This is a genomic window from Streptacidiphilus albus JL83 (genome assembly GCF_000744705.1).
GTDB classification, from domain to species: domain Bacteria; phylum Actinomycetota; class Actinomycetes; order Streptomycetales; family Streptomycetaceae; genus Streptacidiphilus; species Streptacidiphilus albus.
Genome location: NZ_JQML01000001.1, coordinates 1,793,380 through 1,810,511, shown reverse-complemented (window position 1 = coordinate 1,810,511; position 17,132 = coordinate 1,793,380). Strand labels below are relative to the sequence as shown.

Annotated in this window: 18 protein-coding genes; 13 read left to right on the top strand and 5 right to left on the bottom strand. The window is 71.6% G+C overall.

The genetic code is table 11. The features are described from left to right. Window positions 1–32 precede the first annotated feature (32 nt). From BS75_RS47915 to BS75_RS07760, 4 genes are all read left to right on the top strand, one after another. Entirely contained in the window at window positions 33–278 is a 246-nt protein-coding gene (locus BS75_RS47915; protein ID WP_034087677.1) for a hypothetical protein, read from the top strand. Next, window positions 275–1,012, top strand: coding sequence for a bestrophin-like domain (locus BS75_RS07770; RefSeq protein ID WP_034087676.1), 738 nt, complete (start codon window positions 275–277; stop codon window positions 1,010–1,012). Before BS75_RS47915 ends, BS75_RS07770 begins: the two co-directional genes overlap by 4 nt. A gap of 16 nt (window positions 1,013–1,028) precedes the next feature. Further along, window positions 1,029–1,574 (top strand): GTP-binding protein, encoded by a 546-nt coding sequence (locus BS75_RS07765; RefSeq protein ID WP_042440108.1) that lies wholly within the window; start codon window positions 1,029–1,031, stop codon window positions 1,572–1,574. 117 nt (window positions 1,575–1,691) lie between these two features. Further along, on the top strand, window positions 1,692–2,249 hold the full coding sequence (locus BS75_RS07760; protein WP_034087674.1) for a hypothetical protein: 558 nt from the start codon (window positions 1,692–1,694) through the stop codon (window positions 2,247–2,249). A 19-nt stretch (window positions 2,250–2,268) separates the two neighbouring features. Here BS75_RS07760 and BS75_RS07755 read toward each other — a convergent pair whose 3' ends face one another. Continuing rightward, window positions 2,269–3,507: a homogentisate 1,2-dioxygenase gene (locus BS75_RS07755; RefSeq protein ID WP_042440107.1), complete on the bottom strand. Its 1,239-nt coding sequence runs from the start codon at window positions 3,505–3,507 to the stop codon at window positions 2,269–2,271. Window positions 3,508–3,813: 306 nt separating this feature from the next. On the opposite strand from BS75_RS07755, the gene BS75_RS07750 reads away from it, so the two are divergent. From BS75_RS07750 to BS75_RS07725, 6 genes are all read left to right on the top strand, one after another. Then, on the top strand, window positions 3,814–5,100 hold the full coding sequence (locus BS75_RS07750; RefSeq protein ID WP_034087673.1) for an extracellular solute-binding protein: 1,287 nt from the start codon (window positions 3,814–3,816) through the stop codon (window positions 5,098–5,100). 89 nt (window positions 5,101–5,189) lie between these two features. Next, entirely contained in the window at window positions 5,190–6,194 is a 1,005-nt protein-coding gene (locus BS75_RS07745; protein ID WP_034092600.1) for a carbohydrate ABC transporter permease, read from the top strand. Then, a complete protein-coding gene (locus tag BS75_RS07740; RefSeq protein ID WP_081982174.1) occupies window positions 6,191–7,144 on the top strand; it encodes a sugar ABC transporter permease in 954 nt (317 codons plus the stop codon). Before BS75_RS07745 ends, BS75_RS07740 begins: the two co-directional genes overlap by 4 nt. A gap of 94 nt (window positions 7,145–7,238) precedes the next feature. After that, on the top strand, window positions 7,239–8,954 hold the full coding sequence (locus tag BS75_RS07735) for a glycoside hydrolase family 13 protein (protein ID WP_034087672.1): 1,716 nt from the start codon (window positions 7,239–7,241) through the stop codon (window positions 8,952–8,954). Window position 8,955: 1 nt separating this feature from the next. Beyond that, the gene (locus BS75_RS07730) at window positions 8,956–9,999 is read left to right on the top strand and encodes a LacI family DNA-binding transcriptional regulator (RefSeq protein WP_034087671.1); all 1,044 of its coding nucleotides are present in this window, start codon (window positions 8,956–8,958) and stop codon (window positions 9,997–9,999) included. A gap of 211 nt (window positions 10,000–10,210) precedes the next feature. Next, on the top strand, window positions 10,211–11,236 hold the full coding sequence (locus BS75_RS07725; protein ID WP_034087670.1) for a LacI family DNA-binding transcriptional regulator: 1,026 nt from the start codon (window positions 10,211–10,213) through the stop codon (window positions 11,234–11,236). A 99-nt stretch (window positions 11,237–11,335) separates the two neighbouring features. Here the strand turns inward: BS75_RS07725 and BS75_RS07720 are convergent, their stop codons facing one another. Then, window positions 11,336–12,289 (bottom strand): sirohydrochlorin chelatase, encoded by a 954-nt coding sequence (locus tag BS75_RS07720; RefSeq protein WP_081982173.1) that lies wholly within the window; start codon window positions 12,287–12,289, stop codon window positions 11,336–11,338. 484 nt (window positions 12,290–12,773) lie between these two features. Here BS75_RS07720 and BS75_RS07715 point away from each other — a divergent pair, with 484 nt between their 5' ends. Continuing rightward, complete coding sequence (locus tag BS75_RS07715) at window positions 12,774–13,010, top strand: DUF397 domain-containing protein (protein ID WP_034087669.1); 237 nt, start codon at window positions 12,774–12,776, stop codon at window positions 13,008–13,010. A 173-nt stretch (window positions 13,011–13,183) separates the two neighbouring features. Here BS75_RS07715 and BS75_RS07710 read toward each other — a convergent pair whose 3' ends face one another. Beyond that, window positions 13,184–13,687, bottom strand: a complete 504-nt coding sequence (locus BS75_RS07710; RefSeq protein WP_034087668.1) for an ATP-binding protein — start codon at window positions 13,685–13,687, stop codon at window positions 13,184–13,186. Window positions 13,688–14,043: 356 nt separating this feature from the next. On the opposite strand from BS75_RS07710, the gene BS75_RS07705 reads away from it, so the two are divergent. Next, entirely contained in the window at window positions 14,044–14,910 is an 867-nt protein-coding gene (locus tag BS75_RS07705) for a helix-turn-helix domain-containing protein (protein WP_034087667.1), read from the top strand. Here BS75_RS07705 and BS75_RS07700 read toward each other — a convergent pair. Beyond that, entirely contained in the window at window positions 14,897–15,505 is a 609-nt protein-coding gene (locus tag BS75_RS07700; protein ID WP_034087666.1) for a TetR/AcrR family transcriptional regulator, read from the bottom strand. The two genes, BS75_RS07705 and BS75_RS07700, sit on opposite strands and share 14 nt — an antisense overlap. 153 nt (window positions 15,506–15,658) lie before the next feature. Here BS75_RS07700 and BS75_RS07695 point away from each other — a divergent pair, with 153 nt between their 5' ends. Then, complete coding sequence (locus tag BS75_RS07695) at window positions 15,659–16,135, top strand: SAM-dependent methyltransferase (RefSeq protein WP_034087665.1); 477 nt, start codon at window positions 15,659–15,661, stop codon at window positions 16,133–16,135. On the opposite strand, the gene BS75_RS07690 is transcribed toward BS75_RS07695, so the two are convergent. Then, window positions 16,120–17,052: a DMT family transporter gene (locus tag BS75_RS07690; protein ID WP_169790808.1), complete on the bottom strand. Its 933-nt coding sequence runs from the start codon at window positions 17,050–17,052 to the stop codon at window positions 16,120–16,122. The two genes, BS75_RS07695 and BS75_RS07690, sit on opposite strands and share 16 nt — an antisense overlap. Window positions 17,053–17,132: the final 80 nt, after the last annotated feature.

The window sequence follows — 17,132 nt, the reverse complement described above, 5'->3', positions numbered from 1 at the left end:
CACCGGTCGTCCACCCGCATCCGCGCCCGCCGGTGGTCCATCCGCGTCCGGTGGTGGTCCGTCCGCATCCGCAGGCCGTGCTGCCGCCCCCGCCGCCGCCCCACCACCTCAAGGCGGTCACCGTGGCCAAGCCGACGCCCCCGGTGATCGTGCACCAGAGCGTCACCGTCCCGGCGGCCTCGCCGGAGGCGGCCTTCGTCTTCATGGCCGTCACCCTGCCCGCCCTGGTCGCCGCCGGTGCGGGATACCTCAGCCACGCTGTCGGGAGGCACCGATGATCCTCGGCTTCATTCTCTGCGCGCTCATCGGCGGCATTATCGCCGTCGTCCTGCTCGCCTCCTTCGGCCGGACCCACCGCTCCCGCGAGGGCACCTTCTCCGGCGGTGCGCTGGGCTTCCTCGGCTCGGCCTCGCTCTCCTCCTTCATCCTGGTCATCGCCTTCCTGATCGCCGGCTCCTGGTCCAACATCAACACCTCCAAGGGCCACACCTTCGACGAGGCCCGCGCCCTCAATGCGGCCTACACGGACGCCGACGTGACCACCCGGCCGCTGCTGACCGCCTATGTCACCTCGGTCATCCACCACGAGTTCGCCAGCATGTCGTCGACCGGCAAGGCGGACAACGCGACCTGGGCCGCCCTGGACAAGGTCCGCGACCACGTCCTCGCGATGCCCGTCACACCGGCGCAGACCCAGGAGCTGAGCGATCTCGACGACGTCTACACCACCCGGCAGATCCGGCTGGCCGACACCTCGGACTCGCTGCCGGGGCCGCTCTACCCGGCGATGGTCGCCACCGGGCTGCTGGTACTGCTCTATGCGCCGATCGCCGGACTCACCTTCCAACTACGGGAGGCCGTCGCCCTCGGACTGGTCGGCGCGGTGGTCGGTTTCGGGATCTTCATGGTGTTCCAGATGAGCCATCCCTACGCGGGACCGGTGCATGTCACCCCCATCGCCTACACCCAGAGCCTCACCCGGTTCGCGCAACTGTCCGCAGGTACGTCCTGATCGATAAGATCCAGCCGTGGACTCCATAACGGCGCTGAAGATCCTGGTCGCGGGCGGTTTCGGCGCGGGCAAGACCACCCTGGTCGGGGCGGTGAGCGAGATCCGGCCGCTGCGGACCGAGGAGCGGCTGAGCGAGGCCGGTCGGCCGGTCGACTCCGTGGACGGGGTGGAGGGGAAGCGCACCACCACCGTCGCCATGGACTTCGGCCGGATCGACATCCGCGAGGGGCTGGCCGTCTACCTGTTCGGCACCCCCGGGCAGGACCGGTTCTGGTTCGTCTGGGACGAGCTGGCGGTCGGCGCGCTCGGCGCGGTGGTGCTCGCGGACACCCGCCGGCTGGAGGACTGCTTCCCCTCGGTGGACTACTTCGAGCAGCGCGGCATCCCGTTCGTGGTGGCGGTCAACTGCTTCGACGGGGCCCGGTCCTACCCCGTCGAGCAGGTGCGCACCGCGCTGGACCTGGACCCGGCGATCCCGCTGGTGCTCTGCGACGCCCGGGTCAGGGACTCGGTGAAGGACGTGCTGGTGGAGGTCGTCGAACTGGCCATGGCGGCGGGCTGAGGGATCGTCACCATCGAAGCCTGGAACGATAATCCGGCTATTCCCCGGTGCGGGGGAGGACAGCGGACGCAGAATGGACCTTCACGGGATCGACACATCGCGGGTGAAGGCGGAGCAGTGGTCGAAGCTGTCGCGCAGGCGGAGCCGGGGGGCGAGGGCGCCCGGCCGCCGGCGCGCGCACCGGCCCCGGCCGACCGGGGCTCCTGGCGGGCCGGTCTCGGCTGCTGCCTCGCCCTGCTCAGCGTGGCGGGGCTGGTCGCCGTGGGCCAGCTCGCCGAGACCATCGGCCACCGCCACGACCTCGCCGCCCCGGGTGCGGTCGGCGGACCGGCGGCGCCGCAGCTGGCGGACCGGCTGAACTCGTTGCCGCTGGCCGAGCAGTCGCCGCCGGTCGACAACGCCGGGGTGGCCAGGCTGCTGACGGCGGCGGGACTGCCGCTCCGGCTGCGGATCAGCGCGGCCTTCGGCCCCGGTGAGACCAGGATCGCCCTGGGCCTCACCGGGGAGTGCGTCTATGTGGACATCCGGAACCGGGGGCTGTTCGCCTGGCCGGCCCCGAGGCTGGCGCCCTGCCAGGCCGGCTCGGTGGCCGCCCCGGCGTCGGAGCAGGTCGCCGAGTCGGTCGGTCGGCCGCCGGTCAGCCCGCCGCCGGTCAGCCCGCCGCGGTCCCGCTGACCGAGGACCGGCGTCCGGCTCACTCGGGGTCGCCCGCCGCCTCGACCGGGCCGAGCGGGCCCTCGGGGCCGCGTCCGCTCCAGCTCCACGCGTAGCGTCCGTCGTCGCTGGCCCGGGCGCCCTCGGCGAGCTCCAGCGGACGGAAGGTGTCGACCATGACCGCGAGTTCGTCGAAGGCCACCGCGCCGATGCTGCGCTCGTAGGCGCCGGGCTGCGGGCCGTGGGTGTGGCCGCCCGGGTGCAGCGAGACCGAGCCCTGGCCGATGCCGGAGCCCTTGCGGGCCTCGTAGTCGCCGCCGCAGTAGAACATCACCTCGTCGCTGTCGACGTTGGCGTGGTAGTAGGGGACCGGGATCGACAGCGGGTGGTAGTCCACCTTGCGCGGCACGAAGTTGCAGATCACGAAATTCTGGCCCTCGAAGACCTGGTGGGCCGGCGGCGGCTGGTGGATCCGGCCGGTGATCGGCTCGTAGTCGCTGATGTTGAAGGCGTAGGGGTAGAGGCAGCCGTCCCAGCCGACCACGTCGAAGGGGTGCTCGGGGACGGTGAGCACGGTGCCGCCGATGTCCCCGCCGACCCGGTGTTTGACGTAGACCTCGACGTCGCCCGGCTCCTCGCTGAGCAGCGGGCCGACCGGTCCGCGCAGGTCGCGCTCGCAGAAGGGGGCGTGCTCCAGCAGCTGGCCGAAGCGTGAGAGGTAGCGCTTGGCCGGGGTGATGTGGCTGTTGGCCTCGATCGCGTAGAGCCGCAGCGGACGGTCGCCGGTGGGCAGCCAGCGGTGGGTGGTGGCGCGCGGCACGATCACGTAGTCGCCCTCGCCGACCTCCAGGCTGCCGAAGACGCTCTCCATCACCCCGGCGCCGGACTCGACGTAGACGCACTCGTCCCCTATCCCGTTGCGGTAGAGCGGGGAGGGCAGCCCGGCGGCGACGTAGGAGATCCGGACGTCGGCGTTGCCGAGCACGGTGCGCCGGTCGCGGACCGGGTCGGACTGCCGCCACTGCTCGCCCGGGAAGAGGTCGTGCAGCCGGAAGTGGTAGGGCTTGAGCGGGTGGTTGGGCTCGGGCTTGGCGCCCTCCAGCGGCCAGACCCGGCTGTCCACCAGCGCCGAGGGCAGGTGCCGGTGGTAGAGCAGGGAGGAGTCGGAGGAGAAGCCCTCCTCTCCCATCAACTCCTCGAAGTAGAGCGTTCCGGAGGGGTCCCGGTGCTGGGTGTGCCTCTTCGGGGGGATCGCCCCCGTGCTGCGGTAGTACGCCACTTTCGCCTCCTGAGCGACGCCGGCTCGGTGCCCGCCCCGAGTGGGGGCGCGTCCACATCCCATGGCCGGGGACCCCGGCCTGTCAAGGAAGCCCCGCCCGGAACGGTCATCGGACGGACACGCGAATGTAACGATCACCTCTTCTTGCAGAAAGTTGTTGCAAGGACTTTCCGAGCAATGCGCGCCACTGTTACGTTCCTCCCCAAGCCCGGCGGCAACAACGGTGCGTCGGCCACGGGAGGCCCGCGTACGTCAGGTGCCGTCCCCCATCAGATCCGGGCATAACCACCCTCCAAGGAGTGCACAATGCGTCGTGGCATTGCGGCAGCTGTTCTGGCAACGGCGATAGCGGTTTCTGCAAGTGCTTGCGGAGGTAGCGGCAGCAGTGCCGGGTCTTCCACCAAGGCCAACGGCCCGGTCACCATCACCTGGTGGGACACCTCGGACGCCACCAACGAGGCCCCGACCTACAAGGCGCTGGTCGCGGCCTTCGAGGCGGCCAACCCGACGATCAAGGTGAACTACGTCAACGTGCCCTTCGGCACCGCCGAGGCGAAGTTCCAGACCGCTGCGGGCAGCAGCGGCGCCCCCGACGTGCTCCGCTCCGACGTCGGCTGGACCCCCGCCTTCGCCAAGGCCGGTTTCCTCGCCCCGCTCGACGGCACCCCCGCCATGGCCGACCAGTCCGCCTTCGAGGCCAGCCTGATCAAGCAGGCGAGCTTCGGCGGCCACGTCTACGGCGCCCCGCAGGTCACCGACACCCTCGGCCTGATGTACAACAAGGAGCTGTTCGCCAAGGCGGGCATCACCGCCGCCCCCACCAGCTGGGACGCGCTCAAGGCCGACGCCGCGGTGATCAAGCAGAAGGCCGGGGTCGACGGATTCGCCCTGGAGGCCTCCGGCTACTACGGCATGCCCTTCCTGTTCGGCGAGGGCACCGACCTGGTCGACGCCGCCAGCAACAAGATCACCGTCAACTCGGCCGCCGCGGTCAAGGCGATCACCACCGCCAAGAGCTTCATCGGCGCCCCCGGGGTGTCCAAGCTGGACATCACCGCCAACGCCGACACCGACATCATGGACGCCTTCGAGAGCGGCAAGGTCGCCATGGTCGTCCAGGGCCCGTGGGACATCACCAACGTCTACAGCGGCAGCGCCTTCGGCAACCACGCCAACCTCGGCATCGCCGCCGTCCCGGCCGGCTCCACCGGCACGGCCGGCGCCCCCACCGGCGGCCAGAACCTGGTCGCCTACGCCGGCGCCGACGCGGCCCACCTCGCCGCCTCCGAGAAGTTCATCGCCTTCATGACCTCGGCCGCCAGCGAGACCACCGTCGCGCTGAAGAACGGCACCCTGCCGGCCCGCAGCGACGCCTACACCGCCGCCGTCAACGCCGACCCCGGCATCGCCGGCTTCCAGGCGATCCTCAGCCACTCGGTGCCGCGCCCGGCCCTGCCCGAGTACAGCTCGCTCTACACGCCCTTCGGCAACGACTACACCAAGATCCTGCTCGGCCAGGAGAGCGTCCAGTCCGGCCTGGACACCACGGCCGCCGCCATCGGCAAGCTGCTGCCCGGCTTCTCCGACCACTAGCCGCCACCCGGCCGGTCCGACCCGCCCGGGTCGGACCGGCCGACGCAGTCCCGCCGAACAGCATGAACGTGTGAGAAGAGGTGTCGCAGATGGCCGTCCCCGTGCAGGGCGGAGCCCTGAAGGAGCGCCGGGCCCCGGCCGGTCCCAGGCGCGGGCTGTTCGCCCGGATCAAGCAGTCCTACGACCGCTACTGGTACGCCTGGGCCATGTCCGCCCCGGTCGCGCTGGTCATCGCCGTGGTGGTGCTCTACCCGCTGGCCCGCGGCGTCTACCTGTCGCTGACCGACGCGACCAGCCTCAACGTGGGCCGCACCATCGGGGTCAACCACATCCCTGACACCTACTCATGGGTCGGGCTGCACAACTACACCCAGATCCTCTCCGGCGCCGACCGCGAGTTCTGGCCGCACTTCGTCTGGACCATCGTCTGGACGGTCAGCTGCGTCGCCCTCACCTACGGCTTCGGGCTCAGCCTCGCGGTGCTGCTCAACCGCAAGCTGCGCGGCCGGACCCTGTACCGGGTGCTGCTGGTGCTGCCCTGGGCCGTGCCCACCTTCGTCACCATCTTCTCCTGGCGGCTGATCCTGAGCGACAACGGCGTGCTCAACGGCGTCCTCGGGGCGCTGCACCTGCCGACCCCGAGCTGGCTCAGCGTCCCGATCTGGCAGCAGGTCGCCGCCATCGCGGTCAACACCTGGGTCGGGGTGCCGTTCATGATGGTCTCGCTGCTGGGCGGGATGCAGGCGATCCCGGGCGAGCTCTACGAGGCCGCCGAGATGGACGGCGCCACCCCCTGGCAGCGTTTCCGGCACGTCACCCTGCCGGGGCTGCGGCCGGTCAGCGGCACCGTCGTGCTGCTCGGCGTGATCTGGACCTTCAACCAGTTCAACGTCATCTTCCTGCTCTTCGGCAACACCGGCAGCGACAGCGTCCAGATCCTGGTCACCTACGCCTACCAGCTGTTCTACGGTCAGCAGCCGCAGGACTACGCCGACTCGGCCGCCTACGGCGTGCTCATCCTGTCCATGCTGGTGGTCTTCGCCGGCTTCTACCGCCGCTGGCTGGCCCGCAACGAGCAGCAGGCCGCGTCATGAGCGACCGCACCGCCACCCCCGCAGACCGGCCGACCGGAGGACCCGCCGTGAGTACCGTCGCAGAAGCGCCGCAGCGCACCGCGCGGCAGTCGGAGCGCACCGCCGCCCGGCCCCGGGGCCGGGGCGAGCGTGGCAAGGGGGCCTCGCTGGCGCTGCACGGCGTGCTGGCCCTGGTCAGCCTGGTCGCGGTGTTCCCGATCGGCTGGATCGCCTACGTCTCGCTCGGGCCCGGCACCAACGACTTCCTGCACCCGGGCAGCATCCTGGGCAAGGCCTCGCTGTCCAACTACGGCTATGTGCTGTTCCACACGGACTTCTTCACCTGGTTCGCCAACTCGGTGATCGTCAGCGGCGGCACCATGTTCTTCGGGGTGCTGCTCGCCTCGACCGCCGGCTACGCCGTCTCCCGGATGCGGTTCCCCGGCCACCGCCAGCTGATGTGGACCTTCCTGCTGACCCAGATGTTCCCGGTGTCGGTGCTGCTGGTGCCGCTCTACAAGATCATGTCTGAGCTGGACCTGCTGGACAGCTACCAGGGCCTGATCATCATCTACTGCAGCACCACGGTGCCCTTCTGCGCCTTCATGATGAAGGGCTACTTCGACACCATCCCGGTCGAGATCGACGAGGCCGGCCGGATCGACGGGCTCAGCCCCCTCGGGGTCTTCTGGCGGCTGATCGTGCCGCTGGCCAAGCCCGGCCTGGCGGTCGCCGCCTTCTACAGCTTCCTCACCGCCTGGGGCGAGGTCGCCTACTCCTCGATCTTCATGCTCTCCTCCGACAAGTACACGCTGGCGGTGGGCATCCAGACCTTCGTCAGCCAGTACAACCAGCAGTGGAACCTGATGGCGGCGATGGGTGTCCTGGTCGCCGTCCCTGCCGCCCTGGTCTTCTACCTGGTGCAGAAGCACCTGGTCACCGGCCTCACCGCCGGCGGGACCAAGGGCTGACGGCCCCTCGCGTGCCCTGCCCCGCCGTTCCTCCGTTGATCATCTGGTGATCGACGCCGCTCACCGTCCGACGCCCGAGTCCACAAGGGATCCCATGACCCAGCACCTTGCCGCCCAGAACCTGCCCGCCGGAACCGAGACCGCCGCCACCGCGGCCGGGACCGACTCCGCGCGCAGAACCGGCTGGTGGCGCGACGCGGTGATCTACCAGGTCTACCCGCGCAGCTTCGCCGACGCCGACGGCGACGGCATGGGCGACCTCGCCGGGATCCGCTCCCGGCTGCCCTACCTCCGCGAACTCGGCGTGGACGCCGTCTGGCTCTCCCCCTTCTACGCCTCCCCGCAGGCCGACGCCGGCTACGACGTCTCCGACTACCGCCGGGTCGACCCGATGTTCGGCGACCTCGCCGACGCCGAGGGCCTGATCGCCGACGCCCACGCGCTCGGCCTGCGGGTGATCGTCGACATTGTCCCCAACCACGCCTCCGACCAGCACCCCTGGTTCCGGCAGGCGCTGCGGGAGGGTCCCGGCAGCACGCTGCGGCGGCGCTTCCACTTCCGCCCCGGGCAGGGCGCGAACGGCGAACTTCCGCCCAACGACTGGGAGTCCGTCTTCGGCGGCCCGGCCTGGACCCGCAGCCGGAACCCCGACGGCACACCCGGCGAGTGGTACCTCCACCTCTTCGCCCCCGAGCAGCCCGACTTCGACTGGGACAGCCCCGCCGTCGCCGACGAGTTCCGCTCGCTGCTGCGCTTCTGGCTCGACCTCGGCGCCGACGGGTTCCGGATCGACGTCGCCCACGGCCTGGTCAAGGCCCCCGGCCTGCCCGACATCGGGGTGCACGACCAGCTCCGGCTGCTCGGCAACGACGTGCTGCCCTTCTTCGACCAGGACGGCGTCCACGAGATCTACCGCCAGTGGCGCGCCATCCTGGACGAGTACGGCACCGACCCGGAGACCCGGCGGATCGGCGTCGCCGAGGCCTGGACGCCGACGGTCGAGCGCACCGCCAACTACCTGCGCCCGGACGAGCTGCACCAGGCGTTCAACTTCCAGTACCTGGGCACCGCCTGGGAGGCCGAGCCGCTGCGCGCGGTGATCGACGTCTCGCTGGCCGCCATGCGCCCGGTGCAGGCCCCCGCCACCTGGGTGCTCTCCAACCACGACGTGGTCCGCCACCGCACCCGCCTCGGCGGCGGCAACGCGAAGCAGGACCTGCTCCGCGCCCGCGCCGCCACCCTGCTGATGCTCGCCCTGCCCGGCTCGGCCTACGTCTACCAGGGCGAGGAGCTCGGCCTGCCCGAGGTGCTCGACCTGCCCGACGCGGTCCGCCAGGACCCGGCGTTCCAACGGGCCCGGGGCACCGAGGCCGAGGGCCAGGAGGGCATGCGCGACGGCTGCCGGGTACCGCTGCCCTGGTCCGGCACCGCCGCCCCGTACGGCTTCGGACCGGTCGAGGGCGGACCAAGCTGGCTGCCGCAGCCGGCCGAGTGGGCCAAGCTCAGCGTCGAGGCGCAGACCGGCGACGCCTCCTCCACCCTGGAGTTCTACCGCCGGGCGCTGGCCCTGCGCCGCGAGCACCCGGCCCTCGGCGCCGGGGACTCGGTCGAGTGGCTGGACAGCCCGAGCGACGTCCTGGCCTTCCGCCGCCGCAGCGCCGACGGGGAGTTGGTCTGCACCGTCAACACCGGCCGGCAGCCGGTGCGGCTGCCCGCCCCCGGCCGGGTGCTGCTCGCCTCCGGCGACCTCCCGCCGGTCGGCGACGAGGTGCTGCTCCCGGCCGACACGACCGTCTGGTGGTCCTGCTGACATGCCGTCCGTCTCCGCCGGCCCCCGCCTGGCCGACATCGCCGTCCAGGCGGGGGTGAGCGAGGCCACCGTCTCCCGGGTCCTCAACGGGAAGGCGGGGGTCTCCGCCGGTACCCGGCAGTCGGTGCTGGCCGCGCTGGACGTGCTCGGCTACGAGCGTCCGACCCGGCTGCGGCAGCGCAGCGCCGGGCTGATCGGGCTGATCACCCCCGAGCTGAACAACCCGATCTTCCCGGCGCTGGCGCAGGTCATCGAGCAGGTGCTGACCCGGCACGGGTACACCCCGCTGCTCTGCACCCAGACCCCGGGCGGCTCCACCGAGGACGAACTGGTCGACATGCTGGTGGACCGGGGCGTCACCGGCATCGTCTTCGTCTCCGGGCTGCACGCCGACACCACCGCCGACATGGAGCGGTACGCCCGGCTGGCCGCCCGGGGCGTGCCGTACGTGCTGATCAACGGCTACAGCGAGCGGATCTCCGCGACCTTCGTCTCCCCGGACGACCGGGCGGCGATGCGGATGGCCGTCCAGCACCTGGCCGAACTCGGCCACGAGCGGATCGGGCTGGCGCTCGGTCAGCGCCGCTTCGTCCCGGCGCAGCGGAAGACCGAGGGCTTCGCCGCCGCCTGCCAGGAGCTGCTGGGCCGGAGCCCGGAGCAGAGCTCCGAGCTGGTCGCGCACACCCTGTTCAGCGTCGAGGGCGGCCACGCCGCCGCCGCCGGACTGTTGGACAAGGGCTGCACGGCGGTGGTCTGCGGCAGCGATCTGATGGCCTTCGGGGTGGTCCGGGCGGTGCGCCAGCGCGGACTCGAAGTGCCCGGCGACGTCTCGGTGGTGGGCTTCGACGACTCGCCGCTGATCGCCTTCGCCGACCCGCCGCTGACCACCATCCGGCAGCCGGTGGAGGCGATGGGCGGCGCGGCCGTGGACGCGCTGCTGGAGGAGATCAACGGCAACGCGCTGCACCGGGCCGAGTTCGTCTTCCAGCCGGAGCTGGTCGTCCGCGGCTCCACCGGCGCGGCCCGCCCCCGGGCGGCGGGCTGACGGTCGGCCGGTCGGCGGACGGCCGCTCGGTGGACGGCCGCTCGGTGGACGGCCGGTCGGTGGACGGAGCCACCCCCGGCGCAGGGCACCCGCCCCGCGCCGGGGCTTCCGCACGTCCGGCTCCGGCGGGACCGGGTGAATCGATCGGCCGGAACCCCACCGTGCAATAGGCTGCGGGTGACGAGCATCCACCCGACCCTGGGAAGCATTCTTGAACACTGCACGGCTGGCGGACATCGCGGCCCAGGCGGGGGTCAGCGAGGCCACGGTCTCCCGCGTGCTGAACGGCAAGCCGGGGGTGTCCGCCACCACCCGGCAGTCGGTGCTGGCCGCGCTGGACGTGCTCGGCTACGAGCGTCCGACCCGGCTGCGGCAGCGCAGCGCCGGGCTCATCGGGCTGATCACCCCCGAGCTGAGCAACCCGATCTTCCCGGCCTTCACCCAGGTCATCGAGCAGGTGCTGACCCGCTACGGCTACACGCCGGTGCTCTGCACCCAGACCCCGGGCGGCTCCACCGAGGACGAACTGGTCGAGCTGCTGGTCGAGCGCGGCGTCACCGGCATCGTCTTCATCTCCGGGCTGCACGCCGACACCACCGCCGACACCGAGCGCTACGCCCGGCTGATCGGCAAGGGCGTGCCCTTCGTCATGATCAACGGCTACAGCCCGCGGATCACCGCCCCCTTCATCTCGCCGGACGACCGCGCGGCGATGCACATGGCCGTCCAGCACCTCGCCGGCCTCGGCCACGAGCGGATCGGCCTGGCCGTCGGCCCGGCCCGCTTCGTGCCGGTCGAGCGCAAGGTCGAGGGCTTCACCGAGGAGATGCGCTCCCGCTTCGGTCTGGACCCGGCCGGCCTCGCCGAGCTGGTCCAGCACTCGCTGTTCACCGTGGAGGGCGGCCAGGCGGCCGCCAACGCGCTGCTGGACCGGGGCTGCACGGCCATCGTCTGCGGCAGCGACCTGATGGCCTTCGGCGCGATCCGGGGCGTGCGGGCGCGCGGGCTCTCGGTCCCGGGATCGGTCTCGGTGGTCGGTTTCGACGACTCGCCGCTGATCGCCTTCGCCGACCCGCCGCTGACCACCATCCGGCAGCCGGTGGAGGCGATGGGTGCGGCGGCGGTCAACGTGCTGCTGGAGGAGATCAGCGGAAACCCGGCGCAGCGCGGGGAGTTCGTCTTCCAGCCGGAGCTGGTGGTGCGCGGCTCGACGGCGGCGGTGCCGACCCGCGGCTGACCGCCTTACCGGGGCGGTCCGGGCACGCGAACGGAGGGCGCCGGCAGCAGCCGCACGCCCTCCCTCCGGTGACCCGCCGTCAGGCCGGTCGGGGCCGGCTCAGGTCAGATCGGCGTCGCGCTCGACGCCGATCGCGCCCAGGTACAGCCCGAGCACCAGCCGGGCGATGGTGGGGTAGGCGCCCAGCGTCTCCGCCGCCGGGCAGTCGGTCTCGGCCGCCACGCTCTTCAGCAGGTCGGCGTCGACCTCGGGGCCGATCAGGTAGGGCGCCAGCGCCGGCTGACCGCAGCCGGTCTCGCGCAGGTGCGTGGCGGCGGCGGCCACCGAGCCGGGCTCGTCCAGGGTCGCGGCCACCACCGGCACGGCCAGCCGCGCGGCCAGCAGCACCCCGGTGACCTCGGCGAACTGCAGCGCCTCGGGGCCGCCGACGGTCGCCAGGACGATGCCGTCGGCCGCGGTGTTCACCGCGAACAGCCGGGCCCGGTCGGCGCGGGCCAGTCCGGCCTCGGACAGCCGGACGTGCAGCGCCTCGGCGAGCAGCGGGTGCGGACCGAGCGGGTCGGTGGTGGTGATCCCGCCGCCGAGATCCGCCAGCGCCAGGTCGAAGGCGGTGTTCGGTCCGGGCAGCAGCGGGACGACGACCGGCACGGCCGCTCCGGCCTCGGCCGCGCGCGCGAGCGCGGCCGCGAGGCTCGGCGGACCGGCCGGCTCCGTTCCGAAAACCGCCGCCGGCACGTCGCCGTCCTGCGCGTCCCCCTCGGTCGGAGCGTCCCCCTCGGCCGGGGCCTGCGCTGCCGGTACGGCGTCCAGTGCCTGGTCAGCGACCAGGTAGACGGCGGTGACGTCGATCCCGGGCTGCTCGGCGCGGACCAGTGAGACCAGCTCGTCGGCGATCTGCTGGGTGGACGAGGTGGGCTCCCCGGGCACGGCGAGGAGCAGCGCAGGCGCGCCCGCAGGTATCTCCGGACGTTCCGGACGACGGTGGCGGCCGCGCGCCCGCGAGCCGGGGGTGCGGACGGGCAGCGGGGTGCTGGGAGTGGCGGCAGAGCTCATGTCGGACGATCGTAGGTCATACCTACGGTGGCCGGGAGCCGGGCTCCCGCTTTCGGCGGCGAACTCCCAGCGGAGTGTTGTGATTTGGTGGGATACGCCGGAAATGACCGACCAAGTCCGCCGGTTCGGACGTCCGGGACGGGGCAGTCGACCCCGGGGAACCTTCCGATCGTGAGCAGCGTCACAGAAGTAGGCGGCGTGTTAGTTGCGCGAATCGGTTACTGACTGTGCGTCACAGCAGGGCTCCATGCTGTCGATCTTGCAGCTCCCTGCGCAGCACTGGTTGCCCTGAGTCGCGGGCGCGCGACGATATGTCCCTTTCGTTGCGGCAACTTCGCTTCACGGAGCGTCAGTTGTCACATGTGGTGAACGCACGTGCATACGCATAAGCGCCTGCACGTGCACCTGCACTGGCGATACCATTACAAGCAGTGAGGCGACCCGCTGCCTCGCGAAGCACCACTCGCACGATCGGGAGACACTTATGCGTCGCACGTACAACGGCATGCCCGCCACGGAGATAGCCGGTGCGGTCTGGCAGAAGAGCCGCCTGAGCAACTCTCAGGGGCAGTGCGTCGAGCTGGCCCGCCTCGCAGGCGGGGATGTGGCGGTGCGCAATTCACGCTTTCCCGAGGGACCGGCGCTGATCTATACCCGCGCGGAGATCGCCGCGCTGCTGGACGGGGTCAAGAAGGGCGAGTTCGACCACCTCGCCGAGTAGCTCGCCGGAGGCGGCCCGGCCACCGGCCGGGCGCCGGCCTGCGGTCGGTTCCGCAGATTTCTTGTTCGCAGAGTGTTGGCCGGGGCTGTGCAGGGGCTTCGCAGAGGTGCGGCAGGCGTGCTCCACGCCCGCCGCACCTTTCTCGTCCTCGGGGCCCGGCCCGGGGGCCGCCCTCAGGACAGGTCGAACAGGGCCCAGACCACCTTGCCGCCGGCGGTCACCGGGTGCCAGCCCCAGGACTGGCTGAACGAGTCGACCAGGTGCAGCCCGCGGCCGGACTCGGCTATGAAGTCGGCCTCCCTGGCCACCGGCCCCTGCCCGCTGGGGTCGCTGACCGCGCAGACCACCTGCGGGCTGCGGCGGACCAGGCTGAGCCGGATCAGCGGCGCCGTCTCCGAGCAGGCGTCCAGCCGGCTGCCGATCGGGTCCTGTGCCCCGCGCCGTCCCCAGCTGCTGGTCCGCTGCTCGGGCGCCGGCACCGCCGCCAGTGCATGGCGCAGCGCATTGGTCACCAGTTCGCTGGCGACCAGGGCGATGTCGTCGAAGAGGTCGGTCAGCTCCCAGCGGTTCAGCGTGAGCTTGGTGAACTCGCGGGCGGTACGGACCGACTCGTGGCGAGGCGCGAGGGCACAGCTGACCACATCGGGGTCGGCGGCCACCGTCGTGCTCGGGCTCATGAAGAGCTCCTCCCATAAGGGCGCTGCGACGCCTGCTAGCGCCTCGTCCACGAAGGGAGTGCGAGGCGGCAAGTCGGCGTGGCATGTGGGGGGAGCGGGGTCCCCGCAGGACTGCCAGTGGGCGTGCAGGTGCACGTGCACCATGGTCCTCTTCGCATACGTCAGATGCAAGAGTGGATTCACGTGCATGTGGAGACACGGCAGATGCACGTGCATCTGCCTATGCACGGAGTAGTCTCCCGGTAGCACGCCGCAGGCAGCCGACAGCCGTGGCAGGTGAAGGTGACCGTATGGGCACCCTTCGCGGCCGGATAGTGGCAGACTGTGCGCTGATTCCAGGGTGGAGGTTCAACGGAATGACCACAGTTCAGCCGGGGAGCGGCTCGATGGTGCGCCGAATCCTCCTCGGCTCCCAGTTGCGACGGCTCCGTGAGGCGAAGGGCATCAGCCGCGAGGATGCGGGCTACACCATCCGGGCCTCTGAATCGAAGATCAGCCGAATGGAGCTCGGCCGCGTCAGCTTCAAGGAGCGGGACGTGACGGATCTGCTCAGCCTGTACGGCGTGGAGGACGCGGCGGAGCGCGATGCACTGGTGACCCTGGTGCGCGAGGCCAACCAGTCGGGCTGGTGGCACAGTTTCAGCGACGCCATGCCCAACTGGTTCCAGACGTACGTGGGGTTGGAGGAGGCGTCGGCCCTCATCCGGCTCTACGAGGTCCAGTTCGTCCCCGGCCTGCTGCAGACCGAGGGCTACATGCGCGCCCTGATGACGCTCAACCGCCCCTCGCTGGACCGCAGCGAGGTCGACCGGCGGATCAGCGTCCGGATGAACCGGCAGAAGCTGGTGGCCGACAAGGAGGGCCCGCGGCTGTGGGCCATCGTCGACGAGGCCGCGCTGCGCCGCCCGGTCGGCGGGCCGGCCGTGATGCGGGCGCAGATCCAGCACCTCATCGAGGCCGCGGACATGCCCAACGTGATCCTCCAGGTGATGCCCTTCCGCTTCGGCGGGCACGCGGCCGAGAGCGGCGCGTTCACGATCCTGCGCTTCCCTGAACAGGACCTGCCCGACGTCGTCTATCTGGAACAGCTCACCAGCGCGCTCTACCTCGACAAGCGGGACGACGTGGACCAGTACCTCCAGGTGATGGAGCGGCTCAGCGTCGACAGCCAGACCCCGGCCAGCAGCGTCGAGCTGCTGACCGAGATGCTCAAGGAGTCCTGAACGGGCCTGGGCGCAGCGATGCGTCCAGGTCGTACCGCGCGAACAGGTCGTCCCGGATCAGCTGCGGCTCGGTCTCCGCCCCGGGCAGCAGCAGCCCCATGCAGGCGCCCATCAGGGCGCTGCGCAGCACCGCGTGCTCGGCCACCGGGTCCTCCGCCCCGCGCAGCGCCAGCACCCGCCGCAGCAGGCCGCCGAAGCGCTGCTGCTCCTCGTCCTGGATGAAGCCCTCGGCGCTCGGCGCCAGGATCAGCGACAGATGGGTGCGCATCAGCGTCGGCCGCGCCGCCGCCAGCCCCAGCACCGTGTCGATCGAGGTGGCCAGCCACAGGTCGGCGTCGTCCACCCCCTCCAGCGGGGCCAGCGCCGCCCCCAGCGTCTGGTGCATCAGCCGGTGGGTGGAGGACTGCAGCAGGTAGCGCTTCCCGGGGAAGTAGTACGACACCAGCCCCCGGGCCAGACCGGCCCGCTCGGCGATGTCGCCCAGGGTGGTCCGGTCGAATCCGCGCTCGTCCACCAGGTCCACGGTCGCCTGCATGATCCGCGCCCGGGACCGGGACCGCATGGCCTCGTTGACTGCTGCCGCTCGGGGTGACATGGTGCTCCTGCGTTCCATTGGCTGCCAGCCAATATACGGCGCGCAGCCTTCGGACGCGCCGGCCTCGGCGGGGTCGCCGACGCGGGGGATCGGCGAGCCCGCCGGACCGCCGCCGGGGCGCGTCCGGCACCCACCCAGCAGACCTGGAGCGGCATGGACCAGCTCGTCACCGTCCGCCCCGTCGGACGCGTCCTCAGCCCGAGGGCGGACGTGGAGGACGACCACTGGGGCGACGTCGCCTCGGTGGTCCGGCTGGACGCCGAGCAGTTCACCCCGGAGGCGCTGGCCGGCCTGGCCGACTTCTCCCACCTTGAGGTGGTCTTCCACTTCCACCGGGTGTCCGAGGACCGGATCGAGTCCGGTGCCCGGCACCCGCGCGGCAACCAGGACTGGCCGTTGGTCGGGATCTTCGCCCAGCGCGGCAAGAACCGCCCCAACCGCCTCGGCGTCTCCCGCTGCGAGCTGCTCTCGGTCGAGGGCCTGGACGTCCACGTCCGGGGCCTGGACGCGATCGACGGCACGCCGGTGCTCGACCTGAAGCCCTACATGGCCGAGTTCGGCCCGCGTGGCGTGGTGGTCCAGCCGGAGTGGTCCACCACGCTGATGACGGCCTACTACGCCGGTTCCTGAGCCCTGCGGCGGGCCGCCGCACGCCCGCTGTCCCGGACGGTCGCCGCGTCCGCGCAGACCGCCGGGCAGCAGTCCGGCAGCGCCGGATGCCGGCCGATCGCGACCACGCCCAGCACGATGCACAGCAGTCCCAGGCCCTCCCAGGCCAGCGCGCCCGGGGTGACCCGCAGCCGGTCGCCGAGGAAGGCCACCCCGCAGGCGATCCCGGTCAGCGGCTGGGCCGCGGTCAGGGCCGGCAGCGACATCCGCAGCGGGGCCGCCTCGAAGGCGCTCTGCACCAGGATCAGCCCGAGCACCCCGATCGCGACCACGGCATAGGTCTGCCAGCTGCGCAGCAGCAGCTCGACGCCGCCGTGCTGGAAGCGCTGCCCGGCGGTCCGGGTGAGCGCGTCCTGGAGGCCGTAGAGCAGCCCGGCCGCCAGCGCCAGCAGCGTCGCCTCCTCCAGCATCGGCAGCCGCTTCGCTATCGACACCAGCAGCAGCGCCACCCCGGCCACCACGCCGAACACCAGCCAGTGCCGCAGCGCCCCGGCCTCGGTCCCGCCGCCGGTCGGCGAGCCGCTGACGATGAACAGGGTCACCCCGGAGCCGAGCAGCAGCACCCCGCCCCAGCCCGAGCGGCCCAGGGTCTGCCGGGTGATCGTCCGGGCCAGGCCCATCGCGAACAGCAGATTGGTCGACAGCAGCGGCTCGACCAGGGAGATCCGTCCCACCGACAGGGCGATGGCGCTCAGCACCTGACCGCCCACCATGAAGGCGATGCCGAGCAGCCACTCGCGCTGCCGCATCAGCCGCAGCAGCAGCCGGTACGAGAGCATGTCCGAGCCGGGCGCCAACTGCTGCGCCGCGTGCTGCTGGAGTACGAAGCCCAGGCCGAGCAGGCAGGCCGCGCCCACGCCGAGCAGAAAGACCGTCACCACACGAGCCACCCGCCATTCGGTGCGGCCCGGACGGGACCGCGCCTCGCTCCTTCCTCCGCAGCGTAACCGCATCCGCT

Excerpts from the sequence above, each read along its gene's own strand:
- BS75_RS07770 (WP_034087676.1), top strand. The coding sequence starts at position 275 with ATGATCCTCGGCTTCATTCTCTGCGCGCTCATCGGCGGCATTATCGCC.
- BS75_RS07750 (WP_034087673.1), top strand. The coding sequence starts at position 3,814 with ATGCGTCGTGGCATTGCGGCAGCTGTTCTGGCAACGGCGATAGCGGTT.
- BS75_RS07745 (WP_034092600.1), top strand. The coding sequence starts at position 5,190 with ATGGCCGTCCCCGTGCAGGGCGGAGCCCTGAAGGAGCGCCGGGCCCCG.
- BS75_RS07740 (WP_081982174.1), top strand. The coding sequence starts at position 6,191 with ATGAGCGACCGCACCGCCACCCCCGCAGACCGGCCGACCGGAGGACCC.
- BS75_RS07735 (WP_034087672.1), top strand. The coding sequence starts at position 7,239 with ATGACCCAGCACCTTGCCGCCCAGAACCTGCCCGCCGGAACCGAGACC.
- BS75_RS07730 (WP_034087671.1), top strand. The coding sequence starts at position 8,956 with ATGCCGTCCGTCTCCGCCGGCCCCCGCCTGGCCGACATCGCCGTCCAG.
- BS75_RS07720 (WP_081982173.1), bottom strand. The coding sequence starts at position 12,289 with ATGAGCTCTGCCGCCACTCCCAGCACCCCGCTGCCCGTCCGCACCCCC.
- BS75_RS07715 (WP_034087669.1), top strand. The coding sequence starts at position 12,774 with ATGCGTCGCACGTACAACGGCATGCCCGCCACGGAGATAGCCGGTGCG.
- BS75_RS07710 (WP_034087668.1), bottom strand. The coding sequence starts at position 13,687 with ATGAGCCCGAGCACGACGGTGGCCGCCGACCCCGATGTGGTCAGCTGT.
- BS75_RS07705 (WP_034087667.1), top strand. The coding sequence starts at position 14,044 with ATGACCACAGTTCAGCCGGGGAGCGGCTCGATGGTGCGCCGAATCCTC.
- BS75_RS07700 (WP_034087666.1), bottom strand. The coding sequence starts at position 15,505 with ATGTCACCCCGAGCGGCAGCAGTCAACGAGGCCATGCGGTCCCGGTCC.
- BS75_RS07695 (WP_034087665.1), top strand. The coding sequence starts at position 15,659 with ATGGACCAGCTCGTCACCGTCCGCCCCGTCGGACGCGTCCTCAGCCCG.